Genomic DNA, 18,710 nt, shown 5'->3' on the forward strand with positions numbered 1-18,710 from the left:
ATGAGTAAAAAAGGATTTTTGACGCTGGATGAACTTTCGGGCAAGATTGGGGGAGGGGAGATCGAAACAATTGTTGTAGCATTTACGGACCATTACGGCCGTCTGATGGGGAAGCGCGTCGACGCCGATTTTTTTCTCGATTCGGTTTCCAAATCGGGTACGCACGGTTGCAACTACTTGCTTACAACCGACATGGCCATGGATCCGGTGCCGGGTTACCGCTACGCCAACTGGGAGCTCGGCTACGGCGATTTTCACATGGTACCGGATTTATCGACATTACGGGTTGCTGACTGGCTCGAAAAAACGGCGCTGGTGATCTGTGACGTTCATAACGATAAATCGCATCGGCTGGAATCCATTGCCCCCAGGTCTGTTTTGAAAAAGCAACTGGATGCCCTCTCCGGCGACGGAATGGAATGCTTTGCCGCTTCCGAGCTGGAATATTACCTGCTCGAAAACAGCTATAAGCAGGCATTTCAGCAAAACTACCAGAACCTGAGCCCGGCGGGATATTATCTGGAAGATTATCATATCATGCAGGGCACGCGGAACGAAAAATTCACATCGGCAGCGCGCAGGCATTTGAAAAATTCAGGCATAGCAGTCGAGACTTCGAAGGGCGAATGGGGCTTGGGGCAGCACGAACTAAACGTGAAATATGCCGACGTACTCTCGATGGCCGATAACCATGTCGTTTACAAGCAATGCCTGAAAGAAGTAGCCGACGCCATGGGTCTTTCGGTGACATTCATGGCAAAGTTTGCGACGGATCAGGCGGGTTCGAGTAGTCATATTCACATGAGTTTGTGGAAAAATGGCAAAAATATCTTCGACGGGGACCAGCAATTCGGTCCTGTAAAAGGCTCGGATATTTTCCGCTGGTTCCTGGGTGGCTGGATCAAACACGTGCCCGATGTAATGCCGTTCTACGCCCCGACCGTCAATTCCTACAAACGTTTCGTAGATGGCTCCTGGGCGCCTACTCGGCTGGCATGGAGTTACGACAACCGCACGGCTGGTTTCCGGGTGGTAGGCAGTGGCCCAAGCCTGCGTATCGAATGCCGTATTCCGGGTGCGGATTGCAACCCTTACCTCGCATTTGCAGCATCGCTGGCCTCCGGGTTGGATGGCATCAGAAACCGTATCGAACCGCCGGAGTGCTTCATTGGAGACATTTACGCAGCCGCGCATTTGCCTCGTGTGCCTTATACGTTAGCGGAATCCATTGCATTATTTGAAAACAGTTCGTTTGCGAAAGAAGCTTTCGGCGCAGAGGTCGTGGAACATTACACCCATTTTTTCAAAACGGAACAGCACGCATACGACACTTCCGTAACGGATTGGGAGCGGAAGCGGTATTTTGAACAGATTTAGACTCAATTACTATTTATTAAACCATAACATTAAAATCCAACCCCATGCGCTTAGAAAACAAGGTCGCCCTCATTACAGGTGGGAGCGGCGGGATCGGTCGGGAAACGGCCATTTTGTTTGCCAAAGAAGGAGCTAAAATTGTCGTAACCGATGTGAATGACGCGGCTGGTCAGGAGACAGCCGATGAAATTGTCAGAAATGGTGGCGAAGCCTATTTTCTGCATTCTGATGTGTCCAAAGCCGCTGATTGTGAGGCTGCGGTGGCTTTCACGGAAGAGAAATTCGGAAAGTTGAACATTATTTTCAATAACGCCGGCATCATGCACAGCGATGACGACAATGCCGTTACCACCGAGGAGGCTATCTGGGACCTTACGATGAATATCAATGCGAAAGGTGTTTTCCTGGGATGCAAATACGGTATACCGGCATTGCAGCGCGCCGGGGGAGGTTCTATTATTAATACTGCATCATTTGTCGCAATCTTGGGCGCAGCCACGCCGCAGGTGGCCTACACGGCGAGTAAAGGCGCGGTACTGGCGCTCACACGCGAGCTTGCGGTCATACATGCGCGCGAGAATATCCGTGTGAACGCATTATGCCCCGGCCCGCTGCGTACGGAGCTGCTCATGAAGTTTTTGAATACCGAAGAAAAGAAACAGCGCCGCCTCGTACATATTCCCATGGGCCGCTTCGGTGAAGCCAAGGAAATGGCCTATGCCGCATTGTTCCTCGCTTCGGATGAGGCGTCTTTCGTTACCGGTACCGACTTCCTGGTCGACGGCGGTATTACTTCGGCTTATGTAACTCCATTGTAAATAGGAGGAAAGGGAGGAGGGAGGAAGGGGAGGATGAAGAAGTTTCCTATTTCTGATCCTTTCCTCCTTCCCCCCTTTCCTCCCCTTTCTCCCTTTCAAAAAATGATTCAAAAAACAATAAGCCCTATCGATGGCTCTGTGTATGTGGAGCGCGAACTGGCGAATGCGGCGGCTGTGGAGGCTGCTTTGGAAAATGCGATTGCCGCACAAAAGGAGTGGAAAAAAACGACGCTGGCCGAGCGGGAGGCAATTTGTCGCAAGGCAGTCGAATACTTTCTGAACAATGCCGATGAAATCGGTCTCGAATTGACCTGGCAAATGGGGCGGCCGGTTCGTTATACGGCAAATGAGATCCGTCGCGGTTTCCAGGAAAGAGCTAATTATATGATTTCGGTTGCTGAAAAAGCGCTCGCCGATGTAGAGGTCGATGAAATTCCGGGTTTTAAGAGATTTGTAAAAAGAGAGCCGCTGGGCGTGGTATTCGTGGTCGCTCCGTGGAATTATCCATACCTCACCTCGGTAAACTCGGTGATACCTGCGATTTTGTCGGGCAATGCGGTGCTATTGAAGCATGCACAGCAGACGCCGCTTTGTGCGGAGCGCTATGCCGCTGCCTTTGAATATGCGGGACTGCCCGAGGGCGTGTTTCAGTATTTGCATTTGAGCCACGAACAGGTAGCACAGGTGATTGGTGACGGGCGGGTAGACTACGTGGCGTTTACCGGCTCTGTGGAGGGTGGTCATGCAGTTCAGAAGGCTATCAATGAGCGTTTTATTATTGGAGGCCTCGAATTGGGCGGTAAGGACCCGGCATATGTACGCGCGGATGCGAACCTCGCCGATGCCGTGGAAAATCTTGTGGATGGCTCTTTCTTCAATTCGGGCCAGTCGTGCTGCGGCATCGAGCGTATTTATGTACATCAGGCTGTTTATGATGAATTTGTTAAAGGATTTGAGGAACTGACTAAGACTTATGTTCTGGGCGATCCGCTGGATGCAGAAACGACACTTGGTCCGATGGTGAGAACCTCCGCGGCCAATTTTGCGCAAAAGCAAATTGATGACGCCATTGCACAGGGTGCTACCGCATTAATTGATCCTGCACTGTTTCCAGCACATCAGACGGGAACACCTTACCTTGCTCCACAGGTGCTTGTGAATGTAAACCATTCCATGGACATCATGACGGAGGAAACTTTCGCGCCCGTAGTCGGCATAATGCCCGTTTCCGGCGACGAGGAGGCTATTCGCCTGATGAACGACAGCCAATACGGTCTTACGGCTTCGATTTGGACTTCGGACGTGGACGCAGCATTGCAGATCGGCGAACAAGTCGAGACCGGAACCTGGTTCATGAACCGTTGCGACTACCTCGATCCTGCATTAGCTTGGACGGGCGTCAAGAATTCGGGGCGTGGTTGCACGCTTTCGACCGTCGGGTACGAGGCGCTTACCAGGCCTAAGTCTTTTCATTTGAAAATAGGGTAGAAATGACAAAAGTCGGTTTACTGGAATGTGACCACGTGCGCGAAGAACTGCTGCCGATCGCAGGTGACTATCGCGAAATGTTTCCCGTATTATTCTCGCAGGTAGCGCCGGATTGGGCGTTTACATTTTATGATGTTTGCAACGGCCATTTCCCGGCGTCGGCAGATGAATGTGAGGTATATGTTTGCACCGGCTCCAAGTCATCGGTGTATGACGACGAACCCTGGATTCATCGATTGAAGGAGTTTGTAAAGGAAATTCATGACTCGGGGAGAAAATATCTTGGCATTTGCTTCGGGCATCAGATGCTGGCCGAAGCGCTTGGCGGGAAGGTGCAGAAATCGACTGTCGGATGGTGCGTCGGAGTGCATAACTTTCAGGTATTAAGTCAGGAAGAATGGATGTTGCCGTCACGGCAATCGTTCAGTCTGCTGATGATGTGTCAGGACCAGGTAATGGAGTTGCCGCCTGACAGCACGCTGCTGGCCGAAACCCAGGACTGCCCGGTCGGGATGTTCAGGGTCGGTGAGCACATGGTAGGAATACAGGCGCACCCCGAGTTTACGAAACCTTACGAAAAGGCACTAATGGAAATCCGCACCGAGCGCATTGGTCAAGCGAAGGTGGAAATGGGCATCGTGAGCCTGGAATTGCCGGTACATGAGCTGACCTTTGCGAATTGGTTAAAGAATTTCGCTGCGCTATGAAGTGGCATTTCGGTTTGCTATTTTTACCGTTGCTAAGATTTTAACTTACCCATAGCCGCAATGACCGAGAACAGTACGGTATCCAGGCGTCAGATTTTAAGTGCCCACCAGACGGGCCAGAAAATACGCAGGATCGCTTTTGAAATATATGAGCAGAATTTTGAGGAAAAGGGCATTATCATCGCCGGTATCGCCGGGGAAGGTTTTGCTTTCGCCAAAAGACTTACGGCAGCATTGACCGAAATCTCCCCGTTGGACGTCCAGCTGATCGAACTGCGTTTTGACAAAAATATCCATCAGCAGAGCCCGATCCTGTTCGATCGTGAACTGAATATCGAAAACAAGGTTGTGATTGTCGCGGACGATGTACTGAATACGGGCCGTACGCTTGCGTTTGCATTGGAGCCGTTCCTGAAAGTACCGATGAAAAAGGTACAGGTAGCGGTGATCGTCGATCGTAGCCACCACAAATTCCCCATCCATGCGCATTATGTCGGATATTCGCTGAGTACCACACTTACAGAGCACGTGGAAGTGGTACTGAGCCGGGAGGAGGAAGAGGGCGTTTATTTGAAATAGCATTTTCCAGGAAGGCACCGCTGTGGAGCCTTCCTGGTGCTTTGATTTTGCCGCAGTTCTATTTTATTTCCAGGATTTCCAAAATCACACTAGCCCGCCGCGCATTTACCACCGGGTTAAAACCAGCAGTCATCAGAAAATCCCCTGAATAAACCTGATCTTCCCGGACCGGTGATTTGGAATCAGGATAGAGGTTCAATTCCTTCACTTTGTATTTTTTACCGGCATCCAGCCCCTGTAAACGAACGGCCATGTCCGAGCCGGCACCGTTCCGATTGCTTACCAGATAGGAGAGCACAATGGCCCGGTCCTTGTTTTTGGTAGCAAAAAGCAGGGAGGCGAAATCGTTTTTCTTCGGATCGATCAGCCGGTAAAGGTCGCCGTGCCATACAACATCCTTGATCGCATTGTAAGTGGCGACGGATTGCTGACTGAATTGCAGGTCTTTTTCATTCAAATGACTCACCACAATATCGTACCCAAGCTTGCCCATCATCGCCACGTCGGTGCGGAATTTCAGCGGCTGCTTGCCCCAGTCGGTCACGTGTGCGCTTTGCGTGAGGGCGGGGAAGAAGTAGGAGTATTCCCATTGCATGAAAACCCGTTCGAGCGGGTCGGTGTTGTCGCTGGGCCAGAACTCGGTGAAATATTTCAATGCCTCGTAATCGACCCGGCCGCCGCCGCCCGAGCAGAGCATCATAGGTACTTTCGGATATTTGGCGCGGAGCTTTTCGAGGACTTTGTACAGGCCTCTCACATAATCCACATATAGCTGCGACTGCTTTTGCTTGTTCTTTTCGAGATAGGCTGAATGCGCATTGAAAGTAATGGCGTTACAATCCCACTTAATGTAGGCAATGTCGGGATTCTCCGTAAAAAGCTTGTCCAGAATGCCAAAGACAAAGTTTTGAACTTCGGGATTCGACAGATCGAGCGGGAGCTGGTTGCGCATATAATGCTCGGGTCGCTGCGGCTGACGGATCACCCAGTCGGGATGTTTTTCGTAAAGCTCGCTTTTGGGGTTCACCATTTCCGGTTCTACCCAAATCCCGAATTTAATGCCCGCATTTTTGGCTTCTTTAACGAGGTATCCGATTCCGTGCGGTAGTTTTTTGACGTTTTCCTGCCAGTCGCCGAGGCCTGCGCGGTCGTCGTTACGGGGATATTTGTTGGCAAACCAGCCGTCGTCGAGCAGGAAGAGGTCGACACCGAGTTTCTTGCCGTCTTTAAAAAGTCCCGACAGTTTTTCCTCGTTGAAATCGAAATAGGTGGCTTCCCAGTTGTTCAGTAGCGTGAGCCGAGAGCCTTCACCATCGAGGATCCGGTATTTGCGGGCCCAATTGTGGAGGTTGCGGCTCGCTTCGCCCTTTCCGTTTTCCGAAAATGTGTAAATGAAAGAAGGTGTTTTGAAATCTTTGCCCGGGCCCAGCGGATATTCGGAAGCGTAGTTGTTAATGCCCGCTATCAGCCGGAGATTATGGTAGGAATCCACCTCGAAATCCATACGGAAGTTACCCGACCAAGCCAATGTTCCGAGCAGTACTTTCCCCTCGGTTTCAGTTGCGGGGTTGTCGAACGAAAGTTGGAAGCTGGGTGGCTGGAACAGGTTGGCGCGCGTTCCGAGCTTAGAATCCAGCACGCGGATACCGGCCGTAAGTTGTTCTTCTTCCGGGTTCATCTCGCGCGCCCAAGTACCGTTATAATGCGTCAGATAGAAATCTTTGCCAGGGAAATAGAGGTTGGCGGAGGCATATTTGTTCAATGTAATCTCTCCTTTTTCTGCGCTTTTGATCAAGCTCCATTGTTCAACCACGTTCTCACGTGAGTAGGTTTTATAAAACAATGTGACTTCCACAGCGTAGGCGGGATCTTTGAGTTGAATGCTTGTGACGACCACATTGTCGCCTTCGCGCGTGGTTTGGTGGTTTACGTAAACAAGATCGGTCGATTTGTTACCATCGGCATGTGTCACCTGCAAAGCCGGCTCCGAAATACTCCACGAGCCTGCGGGCGTGTAGGCGGAGTTGTAAATGCCTGCATTACCATCGCGCTGGCGGCTTTGGGCGCTTACGAGGTCGTATTCGGAGGCCTGAGCCAGTTTTTTGCCAAAGTAAATGATCGAGAGATGTTTGTCCTGATCGGTTTGCAGCACCAGGGCATTTTGAGCGGTTTCGATGGGAATGGTAACCTTTGTCTGGGCTGCTGAACAGAATGCGTGCAGGACAAGCAGCAACAGGGGAAAGGCAGTGCGCCGGAGAAGATTCATGGAACATTAAAGGGGATAGTTTGAAAAAGAAAAAGGATCAAAATTGGCAATGTTACTTGGCAAAATTGATCCTTTGAAAGGCTTGAAGACGATATTAAGAGAATACCCGGCGCAGTTTTACATTCTCGACCGGCCGGATAATCAGCGGTACTTTTTCGATTTTAACAGAGCTGCTATCGAGTCCGAACCATTTATCCTCCGGTGTCGTGAAATCCTTCACGAAGAAATAGGTCTTCATAACGAGCTGTTCGAGCAATGGCAGGTCGTTTTCAAACGAAAGGAACCTTTCCAGCACTACGAACCGGAAATCCCCGGTAATGTTCTGTTTGCTCAGTGATTCGTAGCGGCTGGTAATATCAACTTCTTTGTTCAAAACCATATCCTCTACCACCTTCCGGAAGAACATATTGATCCGCTGATCGACGCGGAAACCAAGCCGGAAGTTGATTTTGATGACGTTATCATGATTATCTTCGTCCGACAGCACCTTGTATTCCATCGTGTAAGGATCATCCGTAATGTCGACGTGGATAAACCAGTACACGTCCGCGCGTTTGGGCCGTTTCTGGAAAATGGAGTAAATGACCTTGGTCTCGATTTCCGTTGCACGTGAGGCGTTGGTCATGAACACGAGGTGGGTCGTATATTTTGGAATGCTGATATCGCGGCTCAGCTCGTGCAATGCCGGTAGGTATTTTTCCAGCTTGGTATATTCGGTGAGCCGGAGTTTGATGTAGAAGGCTTTGAGCCACACAGCCATGAGCCCGGCTACTAATGTCCCGACCATGATTGTAAACCAGCCCCCATGGGTAAATTTGAGCAGGTTAGCCCCGAGAAAAGCTCCCTCAATGGAAAGGTATAACAGCATAAACATGATGACGATCCATAAATTCACCCTTTTTACGTATAGGTAATACGACATCAGGATAGTGGTCATAATCATCGTTAGGGTTATTGCCAACCCGTACGCAGCCTCCATATTGGCCGATTCTTTGAAGTATAGGACTACTGACACACATCCCAGCAATAGCAGCCAGTTGATACTTGGAACATAAAGCTGGCCTTTTTGGTCACTGGGATAGATAAGGCGGACCTTTGGCCAAAAGTTGAGTCTTATCGCTTCTGAAATCAGTGTAAACGATCCGGATATTAATGCCTGGCTCGCGATGATTGCAGCGGAAGTTGCAATGACGATGCCGGGTAAGAGCCACCATTCCGGCATGATTTCGTAGAATGGCTTGCGTCCATCCAGCAAATTGCCCGTTTCGGAGAGTAGCCAGGCTCCCTGGCCGAAATAATTGAGAATGAGGCAGGATTTGACGAATATCCAGCTTACCCGGATATTTCCCCGACCACAGTGCCCTAAATCGGTGTAAAGTGCCTCGGCTCCCGTTGTACATAGGAAAACCGCACCAAGCATCCAAAATCCGCCGGGATGCTGCGTCAGTAATTGATATCCATAATATGGGTTGAATGCTTTGAAGATACCCGGGTGTTCTAAAATCTGATAAAGCCCCAAAACACCAAGCATCACGAACCATGTCACCATTAAAGGCCCGAATGTGCGCCCCACGATTTTTGTACCAAATGCCTGGATCAGGAAAATCGCCGTCAGAATGCCGAGTACAATCGGAATGGTCTGGATATTCGGATACAACAATCTCAGACCTTCCACAGCAGATGCAACGGAAATCGGGGGGGTAATGATGCCGTCGGCCAGCAGGGTGCTTCCTCCGATAATTGCGGGAACTGTCAGCCATCTGGCATGCTTTCTTACCAATGCGTACAAAGCGAAAATGCCTCCCTCGCCACGGTTATCGGCCCGGAGAATCAAAATAACGTATTTGACGGTCGTTTGGAGGGTGAGCGTCCAGAATATGCAGGATAGCGCACCATAGATAATCTCTTCGGATATAATCTCACTTCCGATAATCGCCTGCATTACATAGAGTGGCGACGTACCGATATCGCCGTATATAATGCCGAACGCCACCAGTAGCCCGGCGGCCGTTACCTTGTCAACTTTGTGTTTTGATTCCATCCACCTTTTATGAAAAACGGCGAAAGTTAGGAAACGACGGAGAAAAAGGTTCCGGGGCGGGCATTAAAATTTTCAGTTTAAATAAATGTCTTCCACAATAAAAAGCCATTTAGCCCGATAATGATCGCCGCAATCACCCAGCTAAGCAATATAACCGGCCGGGAATTGGCGAACCGGCCCATGATTTTGCTGTTGGAAGTGAAGAATACGAGGGGTACGACAGCAAAACTCAATTGCAGGGAAAGGATCACCTGGCTGAAAACGAGCAGTTCAGCGGTCCCGCGTTCTCCATACAAATACGACACGATCAACGCCGGAATGATGGCGATGCCGCGGGTGAGCAGACGGCGCGCCCAGGGTTTCAGGCGGATGTTGAGAAAGCCTTCCATGACGATCTGCCCTGCGAGCGTACCGGTGAGCGTGGAGCTCTGGCCGGATGCCAGCAATGCCAGAGCGAAAAATATGCCTGCCAGGCTCACACCCAACACCGGGTCGAGCAGGTGGTAGGCGTCGGTGATGTCTGCGATTTCAAAATGGCCGTTGGCGTGGAATGCAGAGGCGGCAAGGATCAGGATGGAGGCATTGATAAAGAAAGCCAGTGCCAGGGAAACGGTGGAATCGATCGTCGCGAAGCGGATTGCGGAACGTTTGCCGGGCTCGTCTTTTTTGAAATTACGGGTTTGGACGATGCTGGAATGCAGGTAGAGGTTATGCGGCATGACGGTGGCGCCGAGGATACCTATGGCAATGTAGAGCATTCCCGAGTCGGTAATGATCTCCTTTTTGGGGATTAGCCCGCCCATCATGCCGGCCAGTGAAGGCTGAGAAACGATCATTTCATACAAAAAGCTAAGCAGAATAATGCTCATAAGCCCGGCTACGATGCTTTCGATGATGCGGAAGCCTTTTTGCTGGAAATACAAAACGACCAGTACATCGAAGGCGGTGAACAGCACGCCAATGGGCAGCGGTAGCCCGAAAAGCAAGTTCAATGCGATGGCTGAGCCGATTACCTCGGCAAGGTCGGTAGCGGCAATGGCAATCTCGGAGAGTATCCACAGCACAAAAGAAACGGGACGCGAGTAATAATCGCGGCAGGCCTGCGCAAGGTCGCGGCCGGTGGCGATCCCGAGTTTCAGCGATAAATGCTGCAAAAGCATCGCAAAAAGGTTCGAAATCAGGATTACGGAAAGCAATGTGTAGCCAAACCGCGAGCCGCCTTCGATATCGGTAGCCCAATTGCCCGGGTCGATATAACCAACCGCCACCATCAGCCCGGGGCCGGTGAATGCGGCCATTTTTTTCCAAAAGCCAGCCCCCTCGGGCACGGAAATCGAGGAGTGAACTTCGGATAGTGAGCGGAGCTGGTCACTATCTTCCGGTGTTTTCTCTTGCAAAGACTTATCTATTTTTAAACCGTCAATCATTTCCTTACTCTCCGAAATAAACAATTTAGTTCTCTTAAAACAAAGATAAGGAAATTCTTAATATATTTTTAGGTTAGTCTAAATTTTTTAATTTACAGATAGTAAATCGTACTTTTGCCGGATAGTATAGATTGGTAACCGGGGCTTATTGGGCATGCAGAACTCCTTCACAGAAGAAAATTATTTAAAGATCATCCATGCGCTTTCCGGACGCGACGGGGTAGAGGTGACTACGAACGCACTCGCAGAGAGCACATCGACACGCGCGGCATCAGTAACCGATATGTTGCGTAAGCTGGCGGAGAAGGGATTGATCCACTACAAAAAATACCAGGGTGTGACACTCACGGACAGCGGAGAGAAAGTGGCGATCAAGGTGATCCGTAAGCACCGTCTCTGGGAGGTTTTTCTCGTTGAAAAGCTGGGTTTCGGCTGGGACGAGGTGCATGATATTGCCGAAGAACTGGAACATATTCCCTCCGAAGTCCTTGTTGAAAAGCTCGATGCGTTTCTGGGGCATCCGAAGTTCGATCCGCATGGCGATCCTATTCCAGATGCCAAAGGAAACCTTACTGAACCGGATTACCTGATCCTTACGGACGTGCATATTGGTGAAAAAGTGTTAATGATGGGCGTGCTCGATCATGCACCTTCTTTTCTGCAACACCTTGATAGGTCAGGGATTACACTGGGTGCGGTATTGGAAGTGCAGGAAATTAATGAATACGACAAGTCGGCCTCTGTACGGATTAACGGCGGGCCTACGTTGTTTATCAGTCTCGAAGTGTCCAAAAACCTGCTGGTACAGCGCCGATGAGACCATAACCAGCCATGAACTTCAAAATCCTCGATCGTTACCTGATCAAAAACTTCCTGATTACCTACGTGTTCGTGGCGTTCGTCATTGTACTGATTATTTGTATGATCGACTACACGGAAAAGGTAGATGACTTTTTAGACAAAAAAGCACCACTCAGGGAGATCATCATCGACTATTACCTTAATCTGATCCCTTACTGGATCAACTACATCAGTCCGCTGATGGTATTCATCGCCACGGTGTTCTTCACTTCGCGCATTGCCGCGCGTACGGAGATCATCGCGATGCTCAGCAGCGGGATCAGTTTCACACGAATGCTGATGCCCTACATGGCCGGCGCGGTCGTTTTGGGTGTCCTGACGTTCATCCAGGTAGGCTGGGTGTTGCCCAAAGCCAACAAGATCCGTAACGGTTTTGAAAAAACTTATGTAAAAAACGAGTTCTATTTCAGCGGGCATAATGTGCATATCACCATCGCACCGGATGTGTACGCCTACCTGGAAAGCTACAATACCACCACGCAAACCGGCAACAAGTTTACGATGGAGACGATCAAGGGGACCAAACTGCTTCAAAAGTTTTATGCCGAGAAGATCGTCTGGCAGCCGAAAAAGAATAAATGGACGCTGCAAAATTACCAAGTGCGAACGCTCGACAGCCTTGGCGAACGGTTGAGCCGGGGAACGGAGATCGATACGACCATTAACCTTTCCCCTAAGGATTTCGAAAGCGATTACAACCTCTACGAAACTTTTACGCTACCTGAACTCAATGCTTACATAGAGCTGCTGAAAAGCCGCGGTGCCGATGGTTTGGAGGTGTATCTTATTGAAAAATATATCCGCTTCACCCAACCGTTCGCGATCCTGATCCTGACGGCCATCGGTGTGATCGTTTCGGCAAGAAAAAGCCGCCGGGGGGTAGGCTGGCAGATAGCGCTGGGCTTTATGCTGGCATTCATCTACATCCTTTTCTTTTTGTTATCCAAGGGTGTGGCGGAGGCGGGTACGATCAACACGCTTTTTGCCGTATGGTTGCCCAATATCGTCTTTTCGCTGATCGGGGTGTTGCTTTATAAAACATTACCGAGGTAAATATGCTATCGTCCACTTCCGTGCGCTCTTACCTGCATCTGCATTTCCTGGTGATGATCTGGGGCTTTACAGCTATTGTGGGGCTGATGGTGACGATCTCGCCCGTTGCGTTGGTTTTATACAGGACGCTCTTTGCGGCGATTGGGTTAGGCATTGTGATTCTATCATTTAAAAAGAGCTTCGCCGCAGCCAGTCGCGATGTGGTCAAAATGCTGGCGGTCGGCTTTGTGCTTTCGGCGCATTGGATGCTGTTTTTTGCATCGGCACGGGTTTCTACCGCGTCGGTGTGCCTGGCAGGAATGGCTACGACTTCGCTCTGGACGAGTCTTTTGGAGCCATTGGTCAATAAAAGAAAAATCAGTCCGCTTGAAGTAGGGCTGGGTATTCTGGCGTTCGCGGGCTTGTACGTGGTATTCAGGTTCGAGTTCGACCACGCATTGGGCCTCGTGCTGGCGTTGGCCTCTGCAATGCTCGCAGCGACATTTACGGTAGCGAACAGCCGGCTTGTACAGCGGATCGACGCCTGGGTAATCACATTCTATGAAATGGTAGGTGCTACATTATTTTCGCTGCTGTTTCTGACGATTTCAGAAAACAAAAACTGGAACGGCGGCGCGCCGTTCGTTCCGGCGACGGGCGACTGGATCTGGATATTGTTCCTCGCATTCGTGTGTACCGTGTACGCGAGCACCATGGCTACGCAGCTCATGAAGCAGTTTTCTGCCTATCTCATTAACCTGACCATCAACCTAGAGCCTGTTTACGGTATTGCGCTGGCCTTTTTTATTTTTGGCGAAAAGGAGCGTATGACCCAGGGTTTCTACATGGGTACGGTGCTGATATTGCTCGCAGTACTCCTTTATCCGCTGCTAACGAGCACCATCCTTAGGAGGCGTAACCGAAAGATAATTGAAGCCGGTAAATAGGTCATATTGATCGGCCGGTGGGCATGAAGAGGAGCTTATTAACTTATTACTGCTATTTTTGTCGATTCAACCAACAGGGTGACATATGAATCCAGCTCGTTTACTTTTAGTTATACCATGCTACAATGAAGAGGCGATCTTGTACCGGACGTATGCTAAATTAAACACCTACTACAACGGCATCAAGGAGCAGGGCCTCATCGCGGCAGACAGTCGGATCTGCTTTGTGAACGACGGCAGCCGGGATAATACCTGGTCGATCATCGAAGATCTTTGCCACAAAGACCAGAATATCATTGGAGTAGGGCTATCGCGGAATTTCGGTCACCAGAGCGCCATTATGGCTGGCTTGGAGCAGCATGTTAACGATTTCGACTGCTTCATCACGATCGACGCCGACCTTCAGGACGATATCAATGCCATAACCGCCATGATCGAAAAGCATCGTGAGGGTGCAATGATCGTGTACGGCGTGCGCTCCGACCGCAGCTCCGACTCCTGGTTCAAGCGGTCCACTGCCGAGGGTTTTTATGTATTAATGCAAAAAATGGGCGTTCCGGTGGTCTTCAACCACGCCGACTTCCGCTTGATGGATCAGCGGGTACTGAAAGAACTCGGTAACTTCCGTGAGATAAATATGTTTCTCCGCGGTATTGTGCCGCTCATCGGTTTTAAAAACGAAAAGGTATTTTACAGCCGTCTTGAACGCGAGGCAGGCGAAACCAAATATCCGCTCAACAAGATGCTGCTTTTCGCATGGAACGGCATCACCTCGTTTTCTACCTTCCCGATGCGGCTGGTGCTGTATTTCGGGTTTGCGAATTTCGTTATCGCGATGCTGATCGTGATATACATTCTCTCATCTTATATCATCGGCCATACCGTGCCTGGCTGGACGTCCACCATGCTGCCGCTAACTTTTTTCAGCGGATTTAATATGATGGCACTTGGCCTGATCGGGGAATATATCGGTAAGATTTATGAAGAAGTAAAAGGCCGTCCACGCTATATCATAGAAAAAATTGTCAATGAATAGATTTTATAGAAAATACCGGGTTGTAGGCAACTGGATCAACATTCTGCTGATGCTGACCGTACTGGTGCCGCTGCTGGCGCTTTCGTACTTCAACCATCCGTCGCCGGCGGACGATTTCTGTTACATTTTTACTGTTTTCAAAATCGGTTGGTTCGAGGCCATGAAGCTCTATTATACGGAGTGGACCGGCCGCTATTTCGGTATTTTCCTGAACCATACGAGCCCGCTGTTGTTCCATTCGATTGCCGGTTTTAAAGTATTACCGGTCATATTGCTGCTCGGGATGGTATTTGCATTGTACAGCCTTTTCCGGCATTTGACGCCCACATTGTCCAGATTGGCGCATGTGGGTTTTGCAGGGGTGGTTTTCTTCCTCTATATACTCAAAATGATGAGTATCTCGGAAGCATTTTACTGGATGGCCGCATTTGTAACCTACACTGTTCCGAATATCCTCACATTGTTTTGGATCGTGCTGGTACTGCGGTGGTACCGGCAGGATACCCAGCCGGCGAAGCTGTTTGTCGGTGTGCTTTCGGGCTTTTTGATATTCGCCGTAATCGGAAGCAGCGAAACGAACCTGCTGATCATGGTGCTATTGGTTGGCGCCTGGCTGGCTTACCGGGTACTTTTCAACCGGAAAGTCGATGCATTCATGATCGCGATGGCAGTGGTGACGGCGGCTTCCTGCTACTTCTATTTCGCTTCCCCGGGTAATGCGGCGCGAATCGGCGGCAACCCGCTGGGAGGCAATGTTCCGTTCTCAGTCATTTCGTCGTTTAAAAAACTGGCTTTCCTGGGTTACGACTGGGTATTCCGTACGCCGTTGATATTTTTTACGCTGGCATGGCTGTTCGTGCTTTCGCGCCTTTCGGACGGTGCCCGGAATTATTTCTCGATTCCGGTCTGGTATGCGGTGCTGTTGTTCATCGGCGTGCTATCTGCACAGCTGTTCCCTTCTTATTATGGAGTGGGAATAGAGCCTACACCGCGTGTGATCAATTGCGTTTTATTCTTCTTTCTGATCGGCTGGTTTTATGTAGTCGGCGTACTTTTTCACTACTTCAAAAAGAGAAAATTTACTTTCCTGCATTTTACGACCGCGCGGTATGGAATCGTCTATGCAGTGCTGCTGGTGTCGGTAGGAATGTCTTTTTTGCGTAGCAGCAATGTTAAAACAATGTATTCGGACCTGCTGAAAGGCAAAGCCGCCGCATTCGATAAGGAGATGTACCAGCGCTATGCTTTGATCAAGAATTCACAGGAGGATATATTGTACCTGCCGCCCGTCCGTTCGAAACCCATGACCATTTTCCTCGACGACGATATTAAAACCGACCGCAACCACTGGTGGAACAAGTGCGCGGCAGGCTATTTTGGCAAGGAAGCCATTTACATGAAAGATACCGAAGGTGGACAACAGCAATAAAAAGCCGCTTATCTTCCTGGTAATGGCAGTACCCGTGGTGTTGTGGGTGGCAGTGGTCATTTACTATTCGGTGAACCTGCCCTGGTACGACGATTTCGACCCTTTCCCCGATTTCCTGCATAAATGGATCACGAGCGATTCATTACCGGAACGTTTGACACTCCTTTTCCAGCCTAATAACGAGCACCGGATGGTTGTGGGCAAGCTGGCGACGCTGGGCTATTACTGGGTCACGGGGCATCTCAACTTTACATTCCTGCACATTGGTGCCGCATTTTTTACGCTAGGCACATTGGCGGTCTTCTGGCGGGCATTCAAGCGCTCGGATCTGAGCGCCTGGTACTTTCTGCCCGTTCCTTTCCTGCTCTTTCAGCTGCAATACCATCTCATTTTCCTTTGGGCGATCTGCGGCTGGCAGCATGAGCCGGTGGTTTTCTTTGTGGTACTATCCATGTTTTTGCTATCGGGAAAGCGTTTCGCGGGTGCGTTGCTCGCGGGTGTTTGCGCTACGTATGCGATGAGCAGCGGGATATTTGTCTGGCCTGCGGGCGTTGCAGTGCTTTTGTTACGGTCGCAATACAGGCAATTGGCTGCCTGGATCGCAGTGGGGGCATTGGCGGTGGGCTTGTATTTTTACGGCCTGTCGGCGCAGGGTAACGAATCGAGTTTCGCGTTTTTTGCCAAGTATCCGCATTTATCGGTACTGGGCTTTTTCGCATTCCTTGGCGGGCTGTTCGATTTCTTTCCGGAGAAAGACATTGTGGTACGCTCGGCATTGCCGGTGCTGATGGCTTTCATTGCAATGATTTGGGTCGTGGTTTGGCTCTGGCGGCAGCTTACGCCCTGGCTGGCACGGACATTCGGCCTATTCAAGAACGATCCCGCACCGCTCGAAGCCGAACGCGCCGTTAATCTGAATGCTTTTTTGCTGGGTATTCTAAGCTTCTTGCTGGTCGAAGCGCTGGTAATAGGCCTGCTGCGGCCTAGATTCGGTTTTTTTGTGATGATAGTGAGCAATTATAAGATTTATCCGGCCCTGTTTCTTACGGTTACCTATTTGTCTTTTATTGTATCAACTCAAAATCAAAACCTGCGGAAACGGGCATTACAAGGGGGGGCATTGGTAGCGCTGATAATCTGGGGCATTTCGATCTGCACATATCTGCCGGTTATTTCAGAGCGCCGCAAGTATTATATGGTCAATGGCTACAACCAGGAACACAATGGTTTCGGATTGGGCCACGTGCCTTATTCGGAAGGAGCTCGGTACGTCGATAATGTGATGAAATACCTTGTCAAAACGGGTGTTTACAGCTATCCCAAAGAAGGGAACGAGTTGGGACGGCAGGTCAATGCGCTTACGACCGCATTTCCATTAGAACGACAGGTGACAGTTGAGCATCGTGACAAGGGTATCTATGTGAACGACCCGGAAGGGACGATTTCCCCCCTGCGTTCGAATGGGGAATATGCATTTGCGCGGAACGGGCAACGCCTGTATTTCTTCAAAATGGAGCCGCATAAGTATGTCGGACGCAACTTCTTTAAGCAGTACGACAAGGGTTTTGACATTGTAATACCGCATTCATCCCTGCTGCCCGGAACTTACGACCTGGGAATCGTGAATATCGAAGGAGCTGCGCTTAAAGGCGGCGTTCTTGGAAAAGTGACAATACCTTAAATAACAGAATGTTTCGATAATAGCCCGAAAGGTGTATTTTTGCCTCCATTGGTCATTGAAAAACTCAGCATATTGAAAACTCCTCAAATTTCAATCGTCGCGCCGCTATATAATGAATCTGAGACATTTCCGCTACTGGTGCAACGTATCAACGCATTAATGGATGCCAGCCCGCTGTCCATTGAAGTGGTACTGATCGATGACGGGAGTAGGGATGATACAGCGCTCAAAATCAGGCAAGTGGCGTTGATGGATGAACGCTATCATGGCGTTTTCCTTTCACGTAATCACGGCCACCAGCTCGCATTGACAGCCGGTATTTCCGCAGCGCGCGGCACCGAAGCACTCTTCGTGATCGACGGCGATTTGCAGGACCCGCCGGAGCTTTTGCCGGAATTTTACAAATTACTAAAAGACGGTAACGACGTAGTTTACGCTGTGCGTAAGAAAAGAAAAGAGGGTTTCGTGAAAAGAATGGGATACTATTGGTTTTACCGTATTCTCCGCTCGATTTCCTATGTGGATATTCCGCTTGACAGCGGGGATTTTGCGTTGATCAGCCGCAGGGTAGTCGATGTTTTAAATAAAATGCCGGAGGAAAGCCGTTACCTGCGCGGAATGCGCTCATGGATCGGTTTCAAGCAGGTCGGGTACGAGTACGAGCGTGACGCGCGCGCGGCAGGGGAGTCGAAATACTCCTTTAAACAGCTTTTCAAGCTCGCTTACAATGGTATTTTCAATTTCAGCGAGTTTCCCATCAAGTTCATGAGCCGGGTGGGCATGACGGCCATTGTCATATCACTGGTGTATTTTGCGACAGTCGTGCTCAAAAAGTTATTTTTTGCCCATGTTATCGAGGGTTTCGCCGCGCTGCTTTTTGTGATCATCCTGTTCAGCGGGGTGCAGTTGCTGGCGCTGGGTATTATTGGAGAATATGTGCTCCGGATTTTTTTTCAATCCAAAAACCGTCCCCTGTTCATTATCAAAGAGGAAATAGTCAACCGGGAGTACATTTGACCTG

The 18,710-nt window shown here is 49.9% G+C and carries 15 protein-coding genes; 12 read left to right on the plus strand and 3 right to left on the minus strand.

Annotated elements, in window-relative coordinates; translation table 11 throughout:
* The 5 genes from ACTJJJ_RS13535 to ACTJJJ_RS13555 all read left to right on the plus strand — a co-directional run bounded on the left by ACTJJJ_RS13535 (position 1) and on the right by ACTJJJ_RS13555 (position 4,969).
* Complete coding sequence (locus ACTJJJ_RS13535) at positions 1–1,377, plus strand: glutamine synthetase family protein (RefSeq protein ID WP_440702065.1); 1,377 nt, start codon at positions 1–3, stop codon at positions 1,375–1,377.
* 44 nt (positions 1,378–1,421) lie between these two features.
* Positions 1,422–2,195, plus strand: coding sequence for a glucose 1-dehydrogenase (locus tag ACTJJJ_RS13540; RefSeq protein ID WP_188934346.1), 774 nt, complete (start codon positions 1,422–1,424; stop codon positions 2,193–2,195).
* Positions 2,196–2,297: 102 nt separating this feature from the next.
* Positions 2,298–3,683 carry an aldehyde dehydrogenase family protein gene (locus tag ACTJJJ_RS13545; RefSeq protein WP_440702066.1) on the plus strand — a complete coding sequence of 462 codons (1,386 nt, stop codon included), beginning with the start codon at positions 2,298–2,300 and terminating at the stop codon, positions 3,681–3,683.
* A 2-nt stretch (positions 3,684–3,685) separates the two neighbouring features.
* On the plus strand, positions 3,686–4,390 hold the full coding sequence (locus ACTJJJ_RS13550) for a glutamine amidotransferase-related protein (protein WP_440702067.1): 705 nt from the start codon (positions 3,686–3,688) through the stop codon (positions 4,388–4,390).
* Positions 4,391–4,450: 60 nt separating this feature from the next.
* Positions 4,451–4,969, plus strand: coding sequence for a phosphoribosyltransferase family protein (locus ACTJJJ_RS13555; RefSeq protein WP_440702068.1), 519 nt, complete (start codon positions 4,451–4,453; stop codon positions 4,967–4,969).
* Positions 4,970–5,027: 58 nt separating this feature from the next.
* Here ACTJJJ_RS13555 and ACTJJJ_RS13560 read toward each other — a convergent pair whose 3' ends face one another.
* The 3 genes from ACTJJJ_RS13560 to ACTJJJ_RS13570 all read right to left on the minus strand — a co-directional run bounded on the left by ACTJJJ_RS13560 (position 5,028) and on the right by ACTJJJ_RS13570 (position 10,703).
* Positions 5,028–7,235, minus strand: coding sequence for an alpha-galactosidase (locus tag ACTJJJ_RS13560; protein WP_440702069.1), 2,208 nt, complete (start codon positions 7,233–7,235; stop codon positions 5,028–5,030).
* A gap of 94 nt (positions 7,236–7,329) precedes the next feature.
* Positions 7,330–9,276 (minus strand): KUP/HAK/KT family potassium transporter, encoded by a 1,947-nt coding sequence (locus ACTJJJ_RS13565; protein WP_188934337.1) that lies wholly within the window; start codon positions 9,274–9,276, stop codon positions 7,330–7,332.
* Positions 9,277–9,353: 77 nt separating this feature from the next.
* A complete protein-coding gene (locus ACTJJJ_RS13570) occupies positions 9,354–10,703 on the minus strand; it encodes an Nramp family divalent metal transporter (RefSeq protein ID WP_440702070.1) in 1,350 nt (449 codons plus the stop codon).
* A 154-nt stretch (positions 10,704–10,857) separates the two neighbouring features.
* Between ACTJJJ_RS13570 and ACTJJJ_RS13575 the strand changes: the two genes are divergently transcribed.
* The 7 genes from ACTJJJ_RS13575 (at position 10,858) to ACTJJJ_RS13605 (ending at position 18,706) form a co-directional block, all read left to right on the plus strand.
* On the plus strand, positions 10,858–11,520 hold the full coding sequence (locus tag ACTJJJ_RS13575) for a metal-dependent transcriptional regulator (protein ID WP_188934333.1): 663 nt from the start codon (positions 10,858–10,860) through the stop codon (positions 11,518–11,520).
* A gap of 14 nt (positions 11,521–11,534) precedes the next feature.
* Positions 11,535–12,617, plus strand: a complete 1,083-nt coding sequence (locus tag ACTJJJ_RS13580; protein ID WP_188934331.1) for an LptF/LptG family permease — start codon at positions 11,535–11,537, stop codon at positions 12,615–12,617.
* A 2-nt stretch (positions 12,618–12,619) separates the two neighbouring features.
* On the plus strand, positions 12,620–13,543 hold the full coding sequence (locus ACTJJJ_RS13585) for a DMT family transporter (RefSeq protein WP_440702071.1): 924 nt from the start codon (positions 12,620–12,622) through the stop codon (positions 13,541–13,543).
* A gap of 85 nt (positions 13,544–13,628) precedes the next feature.
* Complete coding sequence (locus ACTJJJ_RS13590) at positions 13,629–14,579, plus strand: glycosyltransferase family 2 protein (RefSeq protein ID WP_188934327.1); 951 nt, start codon at positions 13,629–13,631, stop codon at positions 14,577–14,579.
* A complete protein-coding gene (locus ACTJJJ_RS13595; protein ID WP_440702072.1) occupies positions 14,572–16,008 on the plus strand; it encodes a DUF6056 family protein in 1,437 nt (478 codons plus the stop codon). Before ACTJJJ_RS13590 ends, ACTJJJ_RS13595 begins: the two co-directional genes overlap by 8 nt.
* Positions 15,992–17,689, plus strand: coding sequence for a hypothetical protein (locus tag ACTJJJ_RS13600; RefSeq protein WP_440702073.1), 1,698 nt, complete (start codon positions 15,992–15,994; stop codon positions 17,687–17,689). The genes ACTJJJ_RS13595 and ACTJJJ_RS13600 overlap by 17 nt, the downstream gene beginning before the upstream one ends.
* A gap of 72 nt (positions 17,690–17,761) precedes the next feature.
* Complete coding sequence (locus ACTJJJ_RS13605; protein ID WP_188934323.1) at positions 17,762–18,706, plus strand: glycosyltransferase family 2 protein; 945 nt, start codon at positions 17,762–17,764, stop codon at positions 18,704–18,706.
* The last annotated feature ends 4 nt before the right edge of the window (positions 18,707–18,710 follow it).

Origin of the sequence: Dyadobacter sp. 22481, from assembly GCF_052044875.1 — a bacterium.
In the GTDB taxonomy this organism is placed as follows: Bacteria; Bacteroidota; Bacteroidia; order Cytophagales; family Spirosomataceae; genus Dyadobacter; species Dyadobacter endophyticus.